At 32.9% G+C, this 19,604-nt stretch carries 17 protein-coding genes and 1 tRNA gene; 13 read left to right on the top strand and 5 right to left on the bottom strand.

Annotated features, from left to right (window positions below; translation table 11 throughout):
* Positions 1-31: 31 nt before the first annotated feature.
* The 3 genes from LUU93_RS01200 to LUU93_RS01190 all read right to left on the bottom strand — a co-directional run bounded on the left by LUU93_RS01200 (position 32) and on the right by LUU93_RS01190 (position 2,708).
* Positions 32-259, bottom strand: coding sequence for a DUF6814 family protein (locus LUU93_RS01200; protein WP_232677085.1), 228 nt, complete (start codon positions 257-259; stop codon positions 32-34).
* Between the two features lie 11 nt (positions 260-270).
* Positions 271-1,767 (bottom strand): MFS transporter, encoded by a 1,497-nt coding sequence (locus tag LUU93_RS01195; protein ID WP_232677083.1) that lies wholly within the window; start codon positions 1,765-1,767, stop codon positions 271-273.
* Positions 1,768-2,632: 865 nt separating this feature from the next.
* Positions 2,633-2,708, bottom strand: a tRNA-Phe gene (locus tag LUU93_RS01190).
* 104 nt (positions 2,709-2,812) lie between these two features.
* On the opposite strand from LUU93_RS01190, the gene LUU93_RS01185 reads away from it, so the two are divergent.
* The 7 genes from LUU93_RS01185 to LUU93_RS01155 all read left to right on the top strand — a co-directional run bounded on the left by LUU93_RS01185 (position 2,813) and on the right by LUU93_RS01155 (position 9,769).
* A complete protein-coding gene (locus LUU93_RS01185) occupies positions 2,813-3,547 on the top strand; it encodes a type III pantothenate kinase (protein ID WP_232677071.1) in 735 nt (244 codons plus the stop codon).
* On the top strand, positions 3,540-4,766 hold the full coding sequence (bamG, locus tag LUU93_RS01180) for a BamG family beta-barrel-assembly machinery protein (protein ID WP_232677057.1): 1,227 nt from the start codon (positions 3,540-3,542) through the stop codon (positions 4,764-4,766). Before LUU93_RS01185 ends, bamG begins: the two co-directional genes overlap by 8 nt.
* Before the next feature lie 52 nt (positions 4,767-4,818).
* The gene (gene lptC, locus LUU93_RS01175; protein ID WP_232677055.1) at positions 4,819-5,379 is read left to right on the top strand and encodes an LPS export ABC transporter periplasmic protein LptC; all 561 of its coding nucleotides are present in this window, start codon (positions 4,819-4,821) and stop codon (positions 5,377-5,379) included.
* Between the two features lie 3 nt (positions 5,380-5,382).
* Complete coding sequence (locus LUU93_RS01170) at positions 5,383-5,577, top strand: hypothetical protein (RefSeq protein ID WP_232677042.1); 195 nt, start codon at positions 5,383-5,385, stop codon at positions 5,575-5,577.
* A 2-nt stretch (positions 5,578-5,579) separates the two neighbouring features.
* Positions 5,580-6,839, top strand: a complete 1,260-nt coding sequence (locus LUU93_RS01165; RefSeq protein WP_232677039.1) for a hemolysin family protein — start codon at positions 5,580-5,582, stop codon at positions 6,837-6,839.
* A gap of 108 nt (positions 6,840-6,947) precedes the next feature.
* Positions 6,948-9,047, top strand: coding sequence for a peptidylprolyl isomerase (locus tag LUU93_RS01160; RefSeq protein WP_232677028.1), 2,100 nt, complete (start codon positions 6,948-6,950; stop codon positions 9,045-9,047).
* A 317-nt stretch (positions 9,048-9,364) separates the two neighbouring features.
* A complete protein-coding gene (locus LUU93_RS01155; protein WP_232677015.1) occupies positions 9,365-9,769 on the top strand; it encodes a hypothetical protein in 405 nt (134 codons plus the stop codon).
* 22 nt (positions 9,770-9,791) lie between these two features.
* On the opposite strand, the gene LUU93_RS01150 is transcribed toward LUU93_RS01155, so the two are convergent.
* Positions 9,792-10,706, bottom strand: coding sequence for a GYDIA family GHMP kinase (locus LUU93_RS01150; RefSeq protein WP_232677013.1), 915 nt, complete (start codon positions 10,704-10,706; stop codon positions 9,792-9,794).
* Between the two features lie 115 nt (positions 10,707-10,821).
* A complete protein-coding gene (locus LUU93_RS01145; RefSeq protein WP_232677011.1) occupies positions 10,822-12,135 on the bottom strand; it encodes a hydroxymethylglutaryl-CoA reductase, degradative in 1,314 nt (437 codons plus the stop codon).
* Between the two features lie 180 nt (positions 12,136-12,315).
* Here LUU93_RS01145 and LUU93_RS01140 point away from each other — a divergent pair, with 180 nt between their 5' ends.
* From LUU93_RS01140 to LUU93_RS01115, 6 genes are all read left to right on the top strand, one after another.
* Positions 12,316-14,487, top strand: a complete 2,172-nt coding sequence (locus tag LUU93_RS01140; protein WP_232677003.1) for a S9 family peptidase — start codon at positions 12,316-12,318, stop codon at positions 14,485-14,487.
* 35 nt (positions 14,488-14,522) lie between these two features.
* Positions 14,523-16,199, top strand: a complete 1,677-nt coding sequence (locus LUU93_RS01135) for a peptide MFS transporter (RefSeq protein ID WP_232676989.1) — start codon at positions 14,523-14,525, stop codon at positions 16,197-16,199.
* 1 nt (position 16,200) lies between these two features.
* Positions 16,201-17,685: a peptide MFS transporter gene (locus LUU93_RS01130; RefSeq protein ID WP_232676976.1), complete on the top strand. Its 1,485-nt coding sequence runs from the start codon at positions 16,201-16,203 to the stop codon at positions 17,683-17,685.
* Positions 17,686-17,737: 52 nt separating this feature from the next.
* Complete coding sequence (locus tag LUU93_RS01125) at positions 17,738-18,205, top strand: thioredoxin family protein (RefSeq protein WP_232676965.1); 468 nt, start codon at positions 17,738-17,740, stop codon at positions 18,203-18,205.
* Between the two features lie 228 nt (positions 18,206-18,433).
* The gene (locus tag LUU93_RS01120; protein ID WP_232676951.1) at positions 18,434-18,886 is read left to right on the top strand and encodes a thioredoxin domain-containing protein; all 453 of its coding nucleotides are present in this window, start codon (positions 18,434-18,436) and stop codon (positions 18,884-18,886) included.
* A 268-nt stretch (positions 18,887-19,154) separates the two neighbouring features.
* Positions 19,155-19,604: a thioredoxin family protein gene (locus LUU93_RS01115; protein WP_232676949.1), complete on the top strand. Its 450-nt coding sequence runs from the start codon at positions 19,155-19,157 to the stop codon at positions 19,602-19,604.

Raw genomic sequence — 19,604 nt, 5'->3', positions numbered from 1 at the left:
CTTTTCTGGTTTAGTTATTTATTGTTTTTGTTTATTTCTTTTTATCGTTGTATTCTCCAATCACGGCAAAATAACCAAAAGTGCCTAAGCCCAAAACGATAAGAGGCGTTAGAATAAAAAGAATAATAATACCAAAGACTAAATCATCTTGCTGGTCTGATAATAATTTAGGTAAGCCAAATTCAAACACGCAAAAATAAGCGGCTGCAACTGCTAAAATAACCCATAAAACGCCTAAAACTTGTTTGATTTTGTTCATGTTCTTAAATGTTAAAGATGATTAATTTTATTTTTGTTGTCTATGTAAATCATTCCAATCACAAAACAGACTGAAGCAATAATAATAGGATACCAAAGGCCGTCAAGATAAAAATCACTTTTTCCGGCTGCTTTTGCATGCGTTACAAAATAAGTTGAAATCGCCGGCAGCAAACCTCCAAAAATTCCATTTCCCACATGATAAGGAAGTGACATCGAAGTATACCTGATTTTAGTTGGAAACATCTCAACCAAAAACGCAGCAATCGGCCCATAAACCATTGTAACAAATATAACCTGAATGAAGACTAAAAAAATTAATGTCCATTCATCACTGGAATTGATGCTGATAATAATATTGCTTTGAGATTTCTTTTTATTAGCAAAATCTGTCTTCTTTTCTATATACTTAGTTCCATCAGTATAGATTTTTGAAACTGAGGTAACTGCATCATTGTTTTTTGCTGTTTCAACATTTTGAGTTCTTTTTTCTAAGATTTCGGTTTTGTAATTAACATCAGTTGTGTTGTACATCATCTTATATATAGGCCTGTAAAACAAAATAGCGAGCAGCATTCCAGACATCATAATATATTTTCGGCCCACTTTATCACTCAGCCACCCAAAAACAATAAAAAAAGGAGTGCCTAATAACAATGCAATTCCGAGTAAACTGTCAACTTGAGAAGACTCAATATTCATTACAGTTTTCATAAAACTCATGGCATAGAACTGCCCGGTGTACCAAACAACACCTTGCCCCATTGTAGCACCAAATAGAGCCAGCAAAACAAATTTCAGATTATATCTGTTTCCAAAACTTTCCTTTAGCGGATTTGTACTTGTAGTTCCTTCCTTTTTTGCTTTTGCAAAAACAGGCGATTCATCCATATTTTTCCGAATCAAATAAGAAATCCCAACCATAACAATAGAAACCCAAAAAGGAACACGCCATCCCCAGGAATCAAAAGCCTCGCTTGAAAGTATATTTTTAGTAGCCAGAATTACCATTAAAGAAATAAATAAACCAACAGTTGCAGTGGTCTGAATCCAGGAAGTCCAATATCCTTTTTGGCCAACCGGAGCATGTTCGGCAACATAAGTAGCCGCGCCGCCATATTCTCCGCCAAGTGCCAAACCTTGCAATAAACGTAAAATCAAAACTAATAAAGGCGCAAGAAAACCAATGGTTTCATAACTTGGAATACAGCCTATTAAAAAAGTAGAACCTCCCATTAATAATAAAGTAGCCATGAAGGTGTATTTTCGGCCGATAATATCTCCCAATCGTCCAAAAAATAAAGCGCCAAAAGGTCTAACAACAAATCCAGCGGCAAATGTGGCTAATGTAGATAAAAATGCTGCTGTTGGATTATCACTCGGAAAGAATTTAGTTGAAATCACAACGGCCAAACTTCCAAAAATATAGAAATCATACCATTCAATCATAGTTCCCATAGAAGAGGCTGAAATTACTTTCCAAATGCCTTTAGTAGAAGTTTTACCCATAAAAAACGTTCTGTGTTTTTGATAATAAATAAAAAATTAAAATACGATTTCACGAATATAAAAGATATTTTGTTATTTAGTTGGTACTTTTTTAACAAAATATGTTTAATTATTAACTTTCTGTTTTTTTGGTAATTAAAAGTTTACAAAGAGAGAAGATAAAGGGAGGTAACCGCAAAGCACACAAAGAAAAAACGCAAACTTTTGCGTAAATCCTAGCGCTCTTTGCTGTTAAATTTCAGGAAAATATAAAAAACAAAAGAGGTTGTATCAAAAGTCGACACAGCTCTTTTATAATTATTTTGTTTGTTTTTAGTGACTTAATTGATCACTTTTTGATATCCGATTTATCATTCCATAGGAATGTTTCGTAGTAGAAAAAAAATAAAGATCAGCTGCATTTGCGTTCCGTAGAAACGTTTGATAGGTCAGATTCTTAAAAAACAATCTCAAAATCAAACGTTTCTACAGAACGTAAACCATTATAACATATAATTTTTCTACCAATGAAATGTTCCTACAGAACAAGGAAACATGTAAAACACCAAAGAGGCTGTCTCGATTTTTGATACAGCCTCTTTGGTGGTACCCCCAGTCCCGAGGCTTCGGGAGAACCAGTGGTACATTATGATTTTCTTTTAGATAAAATGTCTTTCAAAATAGAAGGGCCAGCTATTATTTTATTGTTAAAGAAGAAACATAGAATTTTTCCTTTTTAGGCTAACTAATATTTATGCGTAAATTTTATCAATCCACAGGTTTTTGTATTGATCCACAACTTGCCAGTCATTGGTAAAAATTTTTTTTTGCGAACCTTTGCGGTTAAAATATAAAACAAAAAACCCGAATATTGCTATTCGGGTTTTGGTGGTACCTCCAGGGATCGAACCAGGGACACATGGATTTTCAGTCCATTGCTCTACCATCTGAGCTAAGGTACCGTGTGGTGCTTATTGCGGGTGCAAAGATAGAATCATTTTTCGTTTATCCAAAACATTTTTTTAAAAAAATCAATTCGTATCTTCGCAATGGTAAAAAAATAAATATGACTTTAGCAGTTGATGTTGGAAACACTCGAATTAAAGCAGCTGTCTTTGAGGGAAGTACTGTTCTTGAGAATTTTGTTTTTGAGAAAAACGAACTCGAAAAAAAAATCACAAAAATTCTGGATAAATTTCAAAACTGCTCTGATTTGGTTGTCGCTTCAGTTGGGAATGTCGAAAAACAATCATTTTTGACTTTCGAAAATCAACTCAACATTCATTTTTTTACCCATGAAGATATTTTTCCCTTCACCAATAAATATGCAACGCCAAAAACGTTAGGAATCGACAGAATGATTTTGGCCGCCGGAGCAACTTTACAATTTCCGAAGCAAAATAGATTAGTAATTGATGCCGGAACTTGCATAACCTACGATTTTATCGACGAAAATGATAATTATCTGGGCGGTGCGATTTCTCCGGGACTTCGTTTGCGTTATGAATCTTTACATAATTTCACAGCCAGACTGCCTTTGTTAACTTTAGAAACGCCTGATTCCTATATAGGAAACTCGACTGCACAGGCCATTCATTCTGGAGTTGTTAATGGGTTCGTCTATGAGATTGACGGTTTTATCGATGAATATCGGGCAAACTTTTCAAATTTTATAATAATTTTAACGGGAGGCGATGCAGAATTTTTGGCTAAACGATTAAAAAATACCATATTTGCCAATTCAAATTTCCTTCTGGAAAGTTTGAACCAAACATTTCAATATAAAATCGACAATGATTAAAAAAATTATAATAAGCGCTTGTCTGCTTATCTCGTTCGTTTCATTTGCTCAGCAAGGTACTTCGTCGCCATATTCTTTTTACGGAATTGGGGATACAAGATTTAAAGGAACTCTTGAAAACAGAACCATGGCAGGAGTTGCGGTTGAACAGGATAGTATTCACCTGAATATTGAAAATCCGGCAAGTTATGCCAGTCTGGGTCAAACTACTTTTTCTGTTGGAGGAACTTTTGGAACTAATACGATAAAAAGCAGTACAGAATCTTCAAAAGCACAAAGATCAACTTTCGATTATTTGGCATTAGGAATACCTATGGGAAAGTTTGGAGCTGGTTTCGGTTTGGTTCCTTTATCATCAGTTGGTTATAAAATTACGGATATTAATACCGGAGAAAATGAAATTAGCAGCCAGCTTGAAGGAAAAGGCGGTGTTAATAAAGTATTTTTTGGGTTAGGATATAAAATTACACCAAAGTGGAATATTGGAGCAGATTTACAGTACAATTTTGGTAAAATAACAACAACTACTATAGAGGCTGTAAGTGGTGTGCAAAATGCAACCAGAGAAACAAACACATCTGAATTATCTGGTGTGAATTTTAATATTGGTACAATGTATCAAACTAAAATTACTAAAAAGTTAAACATTTATACTAGTTTAAACTATACTTTCGGCAGTACATTAAATTCAGTTAGTACAAGAGTGACTGAGGTTGACGGAGATCCGGATGCAGTAACTGAAGATCCCGTAGACACAGAATTAAAACTTCCAAATAAATTAACTTTCGGAGCTGGTATCGGACAGGCAAGAAAATGGTTAGTAGGTACAACGCTTGCTTTTCAGGGAACAGGACAGCTTGCTAATGATTACAACTCAAGCCCAAATGTTAGATATGAAAAATATACTAAATATGCTGTAGGGGGTTATTATATTCCAAACTATAGCTCATTTGCAAGTTATTTTAGCAGAATTACCTATAGAGCAGGTTTAAAATATGAAAAACTTGGTTTAATAGTAAACAACGAATCAATCAACGATGTTGGAATGTCATTAGGAGCAGGATTCCCAATAACAGGAACTTTTTCAAATGTAAATGTTGGAATTGAATTTGGTAAAAGAGGAACAACTTCTGCAGGACTGGTTCAGGAAAACTATATGAACTTCAGCGTAAGCTTCTCGTTTAATGACAGATGGTTTGTGAAGAGTAAATTTAATTAAACTTAAATTTACATGGTTTTTTAACCTCGTCACAATTTATTACATTTGGCAGATGAATTTACCAAAGAGATATATTATAAACGTTGTCACAGTTATTGCTGTGACACTGTTTTTTGGATGCGAAAGTAATTTTAAGGATGTCCAAAAAATTAACTTCTCAGAGTTCGTTCCAGGAAGTGATGCAGATACCGTAAACATAAAATATACAGATTCAGGAAGAATAACCGGCGTTTTAATAAGTCCAAAAATGCTTGATTATTCTAATCTTGACTTTCCTTTTACAGAATTTCCTAAAGGACTCGATGTTACTTTATACGATAAAAAACAAAAGCGTACTTTTATAAGATCAAATTATGCTGTTTCATACAAAACTACCGGTATAATTGATTTGCAGGGAAAAGTTAAAATTACATCAGAAGCAGGTCAGGTTCTGGAAACAGAACAATTGTATTTTGATCAGAAAAATGAATGGTTTTACACCGAAAGAAAATTTAAGCTTACAGATGCAAAAGGGGTTTCTTACGGTCAGGGAATTGATTTTAGCAAAGATTTTAAAGTGATTAATTCACAGCGAATAAGCGGTGAAATCGAATCAAATGATGATAAAATATAAATTATGGGTTACTTAAAATATACACAATACGTTTACATAGCATTTGCAGTTTTCTTTATTTACGACGGTGTGACCAAGTTAAATGAAGGAAATGAAAATTATCCGTTAAGCTTTTTAATTGCAGGAATGGCAATTTTTATGTTTTTCTTTAGAAGAAGATTTACCAAGAGATTTGACGATCGTAATAAAAAACAGTAAAAATGGAGATTAGTATTATAATATTATGTTTAATACTATCAGCTTTTTTTTCAGGAATGGAAATAGCTTTTATTTCCTCAAATAAAATTTATCTTGAAATTGAAAAAAAACAAGATAATTTTTTGTCCCAAATTCTAACTAAACTTACCGAAAATCCTTCAAAATTTATTGCGTCAATGCTTATTGGGAACAATGTAGCACTCGTAGTCTATGGATTTTATATGGGAGATGTTGTGCTTCACTGGATAATTGGTTTTGGGTTTCAATTTTCTTATTTAATGACAATTTTGGTTCAGACTTTAATTTCAACTTTTATAGTTTTAATAACGGCTGAATTTTTTCCGAAGGTATTTTTTCAAATTTATGCCAATTCATTAATTAAGGTTTTTGCAGTTCCGGCGTATCTTTTCTATCGGCTGTTTTACTATATTTCCACATTTTTTATCTGGATTTCAGATTTTGTTTTGAAGAAATTTTTCAAGACAGAAGGCGATCAGGTGCAATTATATTTCAGCAAAATAGAGTTAGGTAATTATATCACAGAGCAAATGAATTCTGTTGAAGATGATGACGAAGTCGATTCAGAAATACAGATTTTTCAAAATGCGTTAGAATTTTCCGGTGTAAAAGCGCGCGATATTATGACGCCGCGTACAGAGATTGTTTCGATAGATTTATTTGACACAGTATCAGATCTAAAAGAACTTTTTATTGAAACAGGATATTCTAAAATCGTGGTAAGTCAAAATTCTCTAGATGATATTGTGGGATATATACATTCATTTGATTTATTTAAAAAGCCGAAAACTATAAAATCGGTTTTAATGACTGTTGAATTTGTACCGCAAACCATTTTAATTAAAGATGCTTTAGATCTTTTAATTAAAAAACGAAAAAATGTTGCCGTAGTTTTAGATGAATACGGAGGAACTTCAGGGATTATAACCATAGAAGATATAGTTGAAGAGCTTTTTGGAGAAATCGAAGATGAGCACGATTTAGATGAAGAACTGATTGAACAGGAATTAGGAGAAGGTAAGTATTTGTTTTCGACACGATTAGATGTTGAGTATTTAAACGAAACCTATAAATTGATGATTCCGGAAGAAGATTCTTACGGAACATTAGGAGGATTTATTGTAAATTCGACCAAAGAAATTCCGCAAAAGGGCGAAAAGATTGTTATTGACAGGTACCATTTCGTGATAGAACAGGCATCAAACAACAAAATTGAATTGGTCAGATTGACAATAAAAGAGTGAATTTTTAAATAATTAAAAAAAATTGTGTAAAATAAAACGCTAGTTGTATTGTTATTAACTAGATAATTGTATTTTCGCAAACTGAATATAAAATTAACGATAATTAAAATGGCAGTTTTAGCAAAAATTAGACAGCGTTCCGCTTTATTGATAGGAGTTATTGCACTTGCATTATTTGCATTTATAATACAAGATCTAATCGGTAAAGGAACATTTAGTCAAAGTTCAAAAGATGTAGGAAGCATCGATGGAAAAGATATTTCATTTGAAGACTTTAGAGTTAAAGTTAGTAATCTTGAAAAAAGTGGTCAAGGAATTACTTCCACTGAAGCTGCAAACAGAGTTTGGGATCAAGAAGTTTCAATCACTTTATTATCAGCTCAGTTTGATAAATTAGGATTGAGAGTTGGTGAAAAACACTTAATTGAAGTTTTAAAAGCAGATCCAAACATTGGAAAAGCTCCTATGTTTTTAAATGCAGCAGGAATGTTTGATGTTACAAAGTTCAAAGACTACATTAAAACAAACCCTGAAGCGGCTCAATTTATTGCTGCAAAAGAAAAAGACGCTGAATTAAACGCAAAATTTCAAATTTACAATACTTTAATAAAATCTGGACTTTATACAACTGCTAGTGAAGGAAAGCTGAAGTATGAAATGGAAGCTAACAAAGTAAACTTTGCTTATGCCGGAGCTTTATATTCGTCTATTAAAGACAGCGAAGTAAAAATTTCTGATTCAGATATCGTAGATTATATGAAGAAAAACGAGAAGAAATTCAAAGCAGATGCAACTCGTGAAATTCAATACGTTTTAGTTGAAGATAAAGCTTCTAAACAAGACGAAGCTGATATTAAAGCTAAGATTACTGCTTTATTAAACGGTAGGGTAGAATACAATGCAAAAACAGGTAAAAACGATACATTACCAGGTTTTAAAAACGCAACTAATATTGCTGAATTCGTAAACGCAAATTCTGACGTTCCTTATGATTCTACATATGTTCCTAAAAATGCTTTACCAGCAGTAGATGCTGATAAATTATTCAGCTTACCTGCCGGAGCAATTTACGGGCCTTATGTATACGGAAAATATTATGCTATTTCTAAATCTTTAGGATTTAAAGCTGGTGTTAACGCAAAAGCAAGCCATATCTTAATTGCTTATGAAGGTTCTCAAACTCCATCTCCAAAAGAAAAAAGGACTAAAGAAGAAGCTAAAGCTAAAGCTGAAGAAATTTTAGCACAAGTTCAGGCTAATCCAGATAGTTTCATGATGCTTGCTTTCACAGCTTCTGATGATTCATCTGCACAGCAAGGAGGTGATTTAGGATACTTTGGTCAAGGCCAAATGGTAAAACCGTTCAATGATTTTGTATTCAATAACGGTATTGGAAAAATTGGTTTAGTAGAAACTCCATTTGGTTTCCACATTATCAAAATTACTGACAAACAAGACGGAATTCGTTTAGCTACAATCGCTCAAAAAATTGAGCCTTCTGAAGCTACTTCTGATAAAGTATTTACATTGGCTACTAAATTCGAAATGGAAGCTGCAGAGAAAGATTTTGCTGCTACTGCAAAAGAATTAGGTTTAAAAGTTGCGGCACCGGTTTCTGCAAAAGCGATGGATGAACAATTTGGACCATTAGGAAACCAAAGAAACATCATTAGATGGGCGTTTGATAAAGAAACAAGTACTGGAGACGTAAAACGTTTTGAATTAGCTAACATTGGCCATGTAATTGCTCAGTACAAAAGCGAAAACAAATCAGGTTTAGTATCTGTTACAATGGCAAGACCTTATGTTGAGCCAATCTTGAAAAACAAGAAAAAAGCTGAAATCTTAAAAGCGAAAATGACAGGTTCAACCATCGAAGCTATTGCAAAAAGTGCTGGTGTAGCGGTTCAGCAAGCGGCAAACGTAACTCTTGATAATCCGGTTTTACCTGGTGGTGTTGGACAAGAACCAAAAGTAGTAGGTAATGCATTTGCTTTAGCTGCAAACAAAATTTCTGCTCCAATTGAAGGAAACACTGGAGTTTATGTTGTGAAAAACATTAGCACAGTAAAAGCGCCTGCAATTGCAAATCATGCTGAATATGTTGCTAAAGTAAAAGCTCAAAGCGCATCAGATGCAAACAGAATTTTACCAGCGTTGAAAAACAATGCTAAAATTGAAGACAACAGATTACAATTCAATTACTAGTTTAGTAAAATAAAATTATATTCAAACCCGAAACATTCAATCGAATGTTTCGGGTTTTCTTTTTATAAGTATTTCTTATAACTGTTTTGTAGTAAATACTTTATGTGTTTTTCTTAACTATATAGGAATAATGGAAATATAGTTTAAAAAATTTGTGATATTCAAAATATTACAGTTAATTTGTCGGAATTTTAGTTGTAACAAGGTGTGTTTTGTTTACAAGATGTAAATAAAAACTGAGAGAGAATGATGAACAAATACTTTAAAAATTGGGGCATTTAATGTTTATGTTTAATCTATTGAGAAAAAAGCCTAAAGTGTATTCCAAAATTGAGAATCATATTTTTGGAATAATTACGGAACTTTTGAAAGTGAGCAGTACTGACATCAATGTTGATGAATTAGGAGGTAAGTATTATTTAAGCAATGAAGAACAGCATTTTAAAGTTACAATATTAAGTAACGATTATGTCATCAGGCTTACTAATACTCGCGATTCTGTGGCTGAAAAGTACGATAAGGTTTTTGTTGAAGATGTTTTAAAAGCAGTAAAAGAAGAAAAACATCGCAGAATGGAATTGGTTTATGATTCTATTACGAATAGTATAGAAAAAATGGCCGAACGCCTGCACAACACGCTTATCAAATCGAATGAACAGGAAAACGAAAAAGTTCGACGTCTGGAAGCAGAACATGTTAGTGATCAGAAAGTAAATTTTTAATTTTAGTTTTTGATAAAATTAATTACTCCTGTAAAATCATTTCATCGTACGTTAGAATTGTATCATAACCTTTTGATGCAAAATAATTTTTTGGATTTTCTTTAGAAATTACCATTACAAAATCTCCGCCCCACGCGCCAAGACTTTTAACTGTACCATTAAAATCAGGAAAAGCGATTTCTTTAATGGTTTGTATTTCCAGAATATTACTTAAATGTATTTCGTGTTTTTCTACAGCATGTGCAAACTCTTTTAGAGTTTTAGCATTCAAAATGGCATGTGTTATTTTATTGTTTTCAAAAACACTTTTAGCCAGATTTTGATGTTTGTGCTTGTTGTAAGCATGTATTGCTGCTTTGCTGTTTTGCTTTTTATTTAGATAAACAAAGAAAATATTTTTTGTAAAATCCGGATTAAAAGTAACAGGTTCAACAAAATTATTTTCTATTCTGTATATAATAGGAGTATTGTTTTGCGCGCAGGCTATGTCATAACCGCTTCCGCCGAAACTATTTCTAAGAAGTGTAAAAGCATTAATTTTTGTCCATTGCGCAATATTGTTAATCAAAGTCGACGATGTTCCTAATCCCCAATTTCTTGGAAAAGTTAGGTTTGTTGTAATTTTATATCCTTTAGACTGCTGAATAAAATCAGGATTTAAAACGTATGCTTCGTGAAGTATATTAATTAAGGTAGTTTTTACAGTTTCAATCTCAGAATCTGAATTATTAATAACTTCTTCAAATGAAATAGAAGTTTCAAACCAAAGATTGTTATCATAGTCGTAGCTTTTCCATTCTATTATTTGGTTTTCGCCATTTTCAACAACTAAACTTTGACCAAATTTTGTTGGTAATGCAAATGCATCTGCACCATCTAAAACTAAATATTCTCCAGAGATGAATAGTTTTCCGTTACTATAAAAGGTTGTGTTCATACTTCAGTTTTAAAAAATCCAATCCCGAAATATCGGGATAAACTCCAAATTTCAAAGATTATTGGGATTTGGAATTTTACTTAAAGACTATATTTTTTTGGAATTTTTATTTATTTTATTTTCTTAAACTTTCAATAAATTCAACTACAGCACTATGTGAAACGGCAGTTTTCTTAAAGTGAGTTTTAATTAAATGACGTTCTTCGTCTGTAGCTTCAAACTGATTGATGATATTATTTAGGTGCATTTTCATATGTCCTTCCTGAATTCCAGTTGTGGTTAAAGAACGCAGCGCTGCAAAATTTTGCGCTAAACCGGCAACCGCAGTTATCTCCATTAATTCTCTTGCAGAAGGTTTTTCAAGCATATCTAAACATAATTTTACTAAAGGATGTAATGAAGTTAATCCGCCCACAGTTCCTAATGCTAAAGGAATTTCAAGCCAGAAAGTAAAAATTCCGTTTTCGATTTTAGCGTGCGATAAACTTGTGTACTGACCATTTTTTGAGGCATAAGCATGAACTCCGGCTTCAACCGCTCTAAAATCATTTCCTGTTGCTAAAACTACTGCATCAATACCATTCATGATGCCTTTATTGTGTGTTACAGCTCTAAAAGGTTCTACTTCGGCAATTTGAACAGCCTGAACAAAACGTTCTGCAAATTCCTGCGGATTTGTAATATGTTTTTCTGCTAATTCTTCAATTGGGCAGGAAACTTCGGCTCTTACGACACAATTGGGTACATAATTAGATAAAATACTCATAATTACAGTCAGCGTATCTTTTTCAGAAAATAAAGCAGAATCCAGAAATTCCTCTTTTAAAGTCGCTGCAAATTGTTCTAAACACGAATTAATAAAATTCGCACCCATGCTGTCTTTAGTTTCAAAAGTGGCATGAAGCTGATAGTAATTTTCGAGTAAATTACACTTGTCTTTTAACTGAATATCTAATATACCGCCGCCGCGTTCCTGCATGTTTTTGGTAATGCTTTGAGTATCAGAAAAGAATTTAGGTTTTATTTGTTGAAAGAATGATTGCAGTTTTTCGGCATCTCCATTGAAACTAAAATGAACCTGGCCAATTTTTTCTGTATCAATTATAGTGGCTTTAAAACCTCCTCGTGCAGCCCAAAACTTTGCTGCTTTTGATGCTGCTGCGACAACAGAGCTTTCCTCAATTGCCATTGGGATTGTTTTATATTTTCCGTTGATTAAAAAATTGGGTGCAACTCCAAGCGGGATATATAAATTGGTAATTGTGTTCTCAATAAATTCATCATGAAGCTGTTGGAGCTTTTCATCTGAATTCCAGTAATTTCTTATAATATTTAAAGCCTCTCCGGGAGTCGAAAAATATTCGTTGGCGATCCAGTCAATTTTTTCTTTTTTGGATAATTTAGAAAATCCGGCAACAGCGTTGTTCATTCTCAATATATTAAATAATAATGTTGCTGCAAAGATACTATTTTAAGAGTTTTGATTGTAATCTATTTCAAACATGGAGGTACGCAATCGTTATTTTTTTTAACATTTAACACTTAAAATGTGTATTATGTTTATTTTTTTCACTAAAATTGGGCTCTTTTTATATTTAAAATAATTATAATGAATACAAGTAAAATTAGTGTAGTACTTTTATTTATAGTTGCATCGGTTTTTGGGCAGCAAAAAATAACGGTCGAAAATATTTATGGCGGGGCATTTCGGACAAAAGGAATGGACGAATTGCAATCGTTAAAAAACACAAATCAATATACGGTCTTAAATGTTGATCAGGCCAGCAAGACAATGCAGATTGATTTATACGATTTTGCAACCCTAAAAAAAGTATCGAACCTTATTGATACTAAAAACCACGCAGCACTTCAAGACGGAATTGACAGCTATACCTTCGATGCTTCAGAAAAAAAGATTTTAATTGCTTGTAATTCTAATCAAATCTTCCGTCACTCTTTTACAGCAGACTATTTTTTATACGATATCGCTTCCAAATCATTAACAAAACTTGTTGATTTTCAAATTCAGGAGCCAACTTTTTCTCCAGATGGAACTAAGATTGCTTATGCTAAAGAAAACAATCTATATGTTTATGATGTAGCTTCAAAAAAATCAACAGCAGTTACTACTGATGGAAAGAAAAACGCAGTCATTAATGGTATTACGGACTGGGTTTACGAAGAAGAATTTGCTTTTGTCCGCGCATTTGACTGGAGTAAAGACAGTAAAAAATTAGCTTACATTCGTTTTGACGAAAGCCAGGTTCCTGAGTTTTCGATGTCAATCTTCAAAAAAGATTTATATCCAACAATCGAAACGTTTAAGTATCCTAAAGCCGGAGAAAAAAATTCTGAAGTTTCATTACATATTTATGATGCAGCAGGAAATGCGTCTAAAAAAGTAGATTTAGGAAATTATAATGATTTCTACATTGCAAGATTACAATGGACAAATGATGGCAATACATTGTCTGCACAGGTTTTAAACCGTCATCAGGATAATCTTGATTTATTATTTATTGACGGAACTATAGCTGCTGCAAAAGTAGTTTTGAATGAAAAAGACAAAGCTTACGTAGATGTTACAGATAATTTGACTTTCTTAAAAGATAACAGTTTTATCTGGACAAGCGAAAAAGACGGTTTTAATCATATTTATGTGTATGATAAAACCGGAAAACTTAAAAATCAGGTTACAAAAGGAAACTGGGAAGTTGTTTCTTACTACGGTTTCGACGAAAAAACAAAAACTATTTTCTACCAATCTACAGAAAATGGTTCTATCAACAGAGATATTTACAGAATTGGTTTAGACGGAAAAAACAAAACCCGTTTAACTACAAAAGTGGGAACAAGCGCAGCAACTTTCAGCCCTAATTTTGAATATTTTATTACAACATTCTCAAGTAATTTAGTACCTACAACGTATACTTTAAACGAAGCAAAAACAGGAAAAGAAATTCAGGTTATCGAAAATAATCAGGCTCTTGCTGATAAATTAAAAACGTATAACCTTCCTGCAAAAGAATTCTTTGCTTTAAAAACGGCTAAAGGAAACGAATTGAACGCATGGATTTTAAAACCAAAAGATTTTGATCCTTCTAAAAAATATCCTGTTTTCATGTATCAGTATTCTGGTCCTGGTTCACAGCAGGTAAACAACGATTGGAACAACAGCGATGATTACTGGTTTTTATCTCTTACGCAGCAAGGTTACATCGTAGCTTGTGTTGACGGAAGAGGAACTGGTTTTAAAGGTGCTGATTTTAAAAAAGTAACACAGAAAGAATTAGGAAAATACGAAGTTGAAGATCAAATTGATGCTGCAAAAGTAATTGGAGCGTATCCTTATGTTGATGCTTCAAGAATTGGAATTTTCGGATGGAGTTATGGAGGTTTTATGGCTTCTAACTGTATTTTCCAAGGGAATGATGTATTTAAAATGGCAATCGCTGTTGCTCCGGTTACAAACTGGAGATTTTATGACAGTGTTTATACAGAAAGATACATGCAGACTCCGCAGGAAAACACAAGCGGGTACGATCAAAACTCTCCTATAAACCATGTTGATAAATTAAAAGGTAAGTTTTTATTGATTCATGGTTCTGGTGATGACAACGTTCATGTGCAGAACTCAATGCAAATGATGGAAGCATTAATCCAGGCTAATAAGCAATTTGAATCTCAAATATATCCAGATAAAAACCACGGTATTTATGGCGGAAAAACGAGAGTTCAGCTTTATAATAAAATGACTAATTTCATCAAAGAAAATTTATAATCTAAATATATTAACCTAAATAATTAATGAATAATATGGGAGAAACTCAAGTAAAAACTGCGCATCCAAAAGGACTTTGGGTATTGTTTGGAACGGAGATGTGGGAGAGATTCAATTTTTATGGAATGCGAGCTTTATTAACTTTATTTCTTGTGAATTCATTATTAATGAAGGAAGAAGAAGCGTCTTTAATTTATGGAGGTTTCCTTGGACTTTGTTATTTAACTCCAATGTTAGGAGGTTTTATTGCCGACCGTTTTTTAGGAAACAGAAACTGTATCCTGTTAGGCGGATTATTAATGGCAATTGGTCAAATGTTATTGTTTACCAGCGGAAGTGTTTTTGAATCTAATTTAGAAATGGCTAAAGCTATTATGTACTGTGGTTTAGGCGTAATTGTTTTTGGTAACGGATTTTTCAAACCAAATATTTCTAGTATGGTTGGAAGTTTGTATCCAAAACAGGAAAAAACTAAACTAGATACAGCTTTCACTATTTTCTATATGGGAATTAACATGGGAGCTTTCTTAGGGCAGTCTATTTGTCCTTTATTAGGAGATGTAAAAGATGCAGGAGGAGTTAGGGATATTCATGCTTTTAGATGGGGGTTCATGGCGGCTTCAGGAGCGATGCTTATTGGAACTGTTCTTTTCTATTTCTTGAAAAACAAATATGTGGTTTCTCCAGAAGGAAGACCATTGGGAGGTTTGCCTTCTAAAAATGTAGCAGAAGATTTTGAAGAAGGAGAAGCACAAAAAGCAAATTTCTCTTCTAAATCATTAGTAATTGCAGGAGCTGCATTTATCGCTTTAGGATTCTTTTTTCATTATGCAGTAGGTCAGAATTTAATTTACACTTTGATTTATTCCAGCGGTTTGGCATTAGCCGGATTAATTATTTCTGATACATCATTAACTAAAATTGAAAGAGACAGAATTATTGTAATTTATATCGTTTCGTTTTTTATCGTTTTCTTCTGGGCAGCGTTTGAACAAGCGGGTTCTTCATTGACTTTTATTGCTGATAATCAAACCGACAGACATTTCTTTGGCTGGCTGATGCCGCCATCGATGGTTCAGATTTTTAATGGACTTTTTGTTGTAGTAATGGCAGTTCCTTTTAGTGTTCTTTGGGATTTCTTAAGAGCAAGAGATAAAGAACCAATTTCGCCGGTAAAATTAGCTGCCGGATTAGTAATTATTTCAATAAGTTTCTTTATGATTGCTACTCAGGTATCATTCTTAGGAACTTCAGGATTATTACTTGTAAAATGGTTAATTTTATTATATTTCTTAAATACATGTGCTGAGTTGTGTTTATCTCCAATTGGTTTGTCTTTAGTTGGTAAATTGTCTCCAAAACGTTTTGCTTCGTTATTGTACGGAGTGTTTTTCTTATCAAACGCATCAGGTTATGCATTAGGAGGAACTTTAGGTTCTATTTTACCTGCAACCGGAGATAAATTTGCAAAAGCAAAAGAACTAGGTATTGATCTTCAGGCGGTTTTAGATAAAACAATTACGCCAACTGCTGAGCAGTTAGCATTATTAGATAAACATCAAATTAGTGCTCAAAACCCTATTTTTGCTGGATTTGAGATTCATAATTTATATGAGTTCTTTATGGTATTTGTTGTTCTTACAGGTATCGCGGCAATTGTATTATTTGCTTTGACTCCATTGTTGAAAAAAATGATGCACGGAGTAAGATAGTATGGAGCATAAAATCACTTTAGAGGAAATTCAAAATTTTAAAGGCAAGTACCCAAAACAATTGTGGTACTTGTTTTTGGTTGAAATGTGGGAACGTTTTTGTTTCTACGGAATGAGAGGGGTTTTAGCTTTTTTTATGGTAGATCAATTAGGTTTACTGGAAGGAAAAGCAAATTTACAATACGGAGCGATTCAGGCTTTTGTTTATGCGTTTACTTTTATTGGAGGTATTTTTGCCGATAAAATTTTAGGATTTAAAAAATCACTTTTTTTTGGAGGAATCGTAATGATTTTGGGGAATTTGCTGATTGCGGCTTCTCCGCATGATTTCTTTTATTACGGCATAACACTTTCTATTATTGGAACAGGTTTTTTTAAGCCGAATGTTTCGTCAATGGTAGGAGAGTTGTATCATGAAAATGACGGTCGTCGTGACGCAGGTTACGGGTTGTTTTACGCAGGAATTAATATTGGCGGAATGCTTGGCGGTGCAATTCCTATTTACTTAGGAAAGAACTATTCATGGAGCCTTTGTTTTCTTTCAGCGGCAATCGTTATGATTATTGGTGTCATAACTTTTCTTCTAACGAAAAAACATTTAGCGCCAATTGGAAATTCTCCGTTAGAAAATCATGCGCCTAAAAAACGTAATTTATATGAAATTGCAGTTTATGTGGGGTCTTTTGTCGTTGTTCCATTAGTATATATAATGGTTATCAACTCAGATTTTACAGAGTATTTCATGTACACTATGGGAATAGTTGCAGTAGGATATTTTGCATATGAACTGATAATGTTAAAGGATGGAAAACAACAGCGAAAACTTTTGGCTGCATTTGTATTTATTTTTGGATATTTTATGTTTATGGCAATTTCAGAACAATCAGGAGGATCCTTGTCTTTGTTTGCAAAAGATAATTTGTCTAACAAAATGTTGTTTTTTTACATTGATCCAAATGTGGTAAATAATAGTATTAACTCATTGTATGTTGTTATTTTTAGTCCATTGGTAGGATTGTTATGGATATTCATGTACAAGCGAAAAATTGAGCCTAATACCGTTATTAAATTCGGATTGTCATTTATTTTGCTGGCTGCAGGATTCTTTATTTTTTACTGTGCAAGATTTTTTGTAAATGAAGATGGATTAAGTTCTTTGGATGTTTTTGCTTTAGGATATCTTGTATATACACTTGGAGAATTGTGTATCGGCCCGATCGGAATGTCGGTAATTACAAAATTATCGCCTAAACGTTTGTTTGGAATGATGATGGGATTATGGTTTCTTTCAAGTGCTTTCGGGCAATTTGCTGCCGGAAAATTAGGAGCCGAAATATCTGATGCAAATACAGGTACAACATTAATGTCTAAGCTTATTGCTTATACAGATGGATACTATCAATTAGCTGTATATTCGCTTATTGCGGGTATTGTATTGATTGTTTTGACTCCATTAATTAGAAGGTTAATGCAAGAAGTAAAATAAATAGATGTTTTTCAATTCATTTTTTGTTTAAATTTGCGAAAAATAATACGTTATGAAAAGAATATTATTAATAGCCTTTTTTATAGCTGGGGCATTTGCCAGCCAGGCTCAGGAACTAAAATGGTATACTGATGTTAAAGAAGCAATTACGATAAGTAATAAAGAACAAAAGCCAATGCTGATGTTTTTTACAGGAAGTGACTGGTGCGGATGGTGTATTCGTTTGCAGAACGAAGTTTTAAAAACTGCAGAATTTAAAAAATGGGCTGCTGATAATGTTGTTTTAGTCGAATTAGATTATCCAAGAAGCGTTCCGCAGACTCCGGAGCTTAAAAATCAAAATAATGAATTGCAGCAGGCTTTTGGGATACAGGGATTTCCAACTGTGTTTTTTACAAACGCACAAACAAAAGATGGGAAAGTTAATTTTACAGGCCTTGGTAAAACAGGGTATGTTGCCGGAGGTCCATCGGCTTGGTTAACAGTTGCAGAAGGAATTGTTCATCCTAAAAAATCGTAGAAAAATTTAATTTTTAAATCAAAAAGTTATATATAAAACTCCTTACAGTTATGTAAGGAGTTTTTTTGTTTAGTAAGAAAAGATTTTCATTTGTTAAGGCTAAATTATTATTTCAATATTTATTTATAAATAAAAAAACATATAATGTAATTTTTGGTATAATATAATTTGGATAATTAAAATATTGTGTTAATTTCGTCATGCTATACTAACCAAAACCGATATAATATGACTAAAAAATTACTTATCCTACTGTTTTTTTTAGGTTCATTTTTCATGCAGGCGCAAACTCTTGCATGGCGAACAAACATGACTGATGCAATTGCAATTAGTAATGAAGAAAGAAAACCCATGTTAATTTTGTTCACTGCCTCAGGTGTACCAGAAAATCTTCAAAATGAAGTATTTAAAACCCCGGACTTTGCAGTTTGGTCGCGTGATAATGTAATTCTTGTAAAATTAGATTTGTCAGACGCTACAGCTTCAGATGGAGATAAAGAACAGAACATTAAATTAAAAAATGCATTTGGAGTTGATGATCTGCCGCAAGTATGTTATGCAATGGCTTCGATAAGAAAAAACAAAACAACTTTTAGCGCTCTGGGAAAAATTGCATACAAACCAGGAGGAGCAAAAGCATGGATTGCAGAATCAAATAATATTCTGCATCCAAGTGAGTAATAAATTTAAATTAAGTTTCTTAGTTTAATTTGTAGAATCCCTTTTCAAGATAGTTGAAAAGGGATATTTTTTTTTTAAACAAGTTAAAATGTAGATTATACATTTAATATTTTAAGGCCGCAAATTTTCCGTTTTTTTCAAATAAATAATCTTAAATAATTAAATTCATTTTAATGCATTTTTTTTATAACTATTTGTTTTAATGAAGATTGTTGGCAGTAGGTTTTGTATTAATTTAGTTTTATTAACAAGCCCAAAACCTATAATTATGACCCGAAAACTACTTATTCTACTATTTTTTTTAGTAACATTCTTAGCAAAATCCCAAAGTTTAGAATGGAAAACTGATATGGTTGATGCAATTACCTTAAGTAATGAGGAAAGAAAACCGCTTTTGATCTTATTTACTGCTGCAAATGCCCCGGAAAATCTACAAAATGAGGTGTTTAAAACATTAGATTTTGAAAAATGGTCGCGCAGGAATGTTATTTTAGTAAAACTTGATTTGTCTGATACAGGAATATCAAGTGAAGTCAGAGAACAAAACATTAAATTAAAAAATGCCTTTGGCGTTGCAGGTCTGCCAGAGGTTTGTTATGCGAAAGGTTCAATTGGAAATGGTAAAACTGCTTTTAGCTTATTAGGAAGGCTGCCGTATAGTTCAAATGGTGTGAAAGCTTTTATTACTGATTCTAATTTGATTTTAAATCCAGAATAA

The sequence above is a fragment of the Flavobacterium soyae genome, assembly GCF_021245985.1.
Lineage (GTDB): Bacteria > Bacteroidota > Bacteroidia > Flavobacteriales > Flavobacteriaceae > Flavobacterium > Flavobacterium soyae.
Note: the sequence above shows the minus strand (reverse complement) of the source record. Positions and strands in the feature narration are given on the sequence as shown.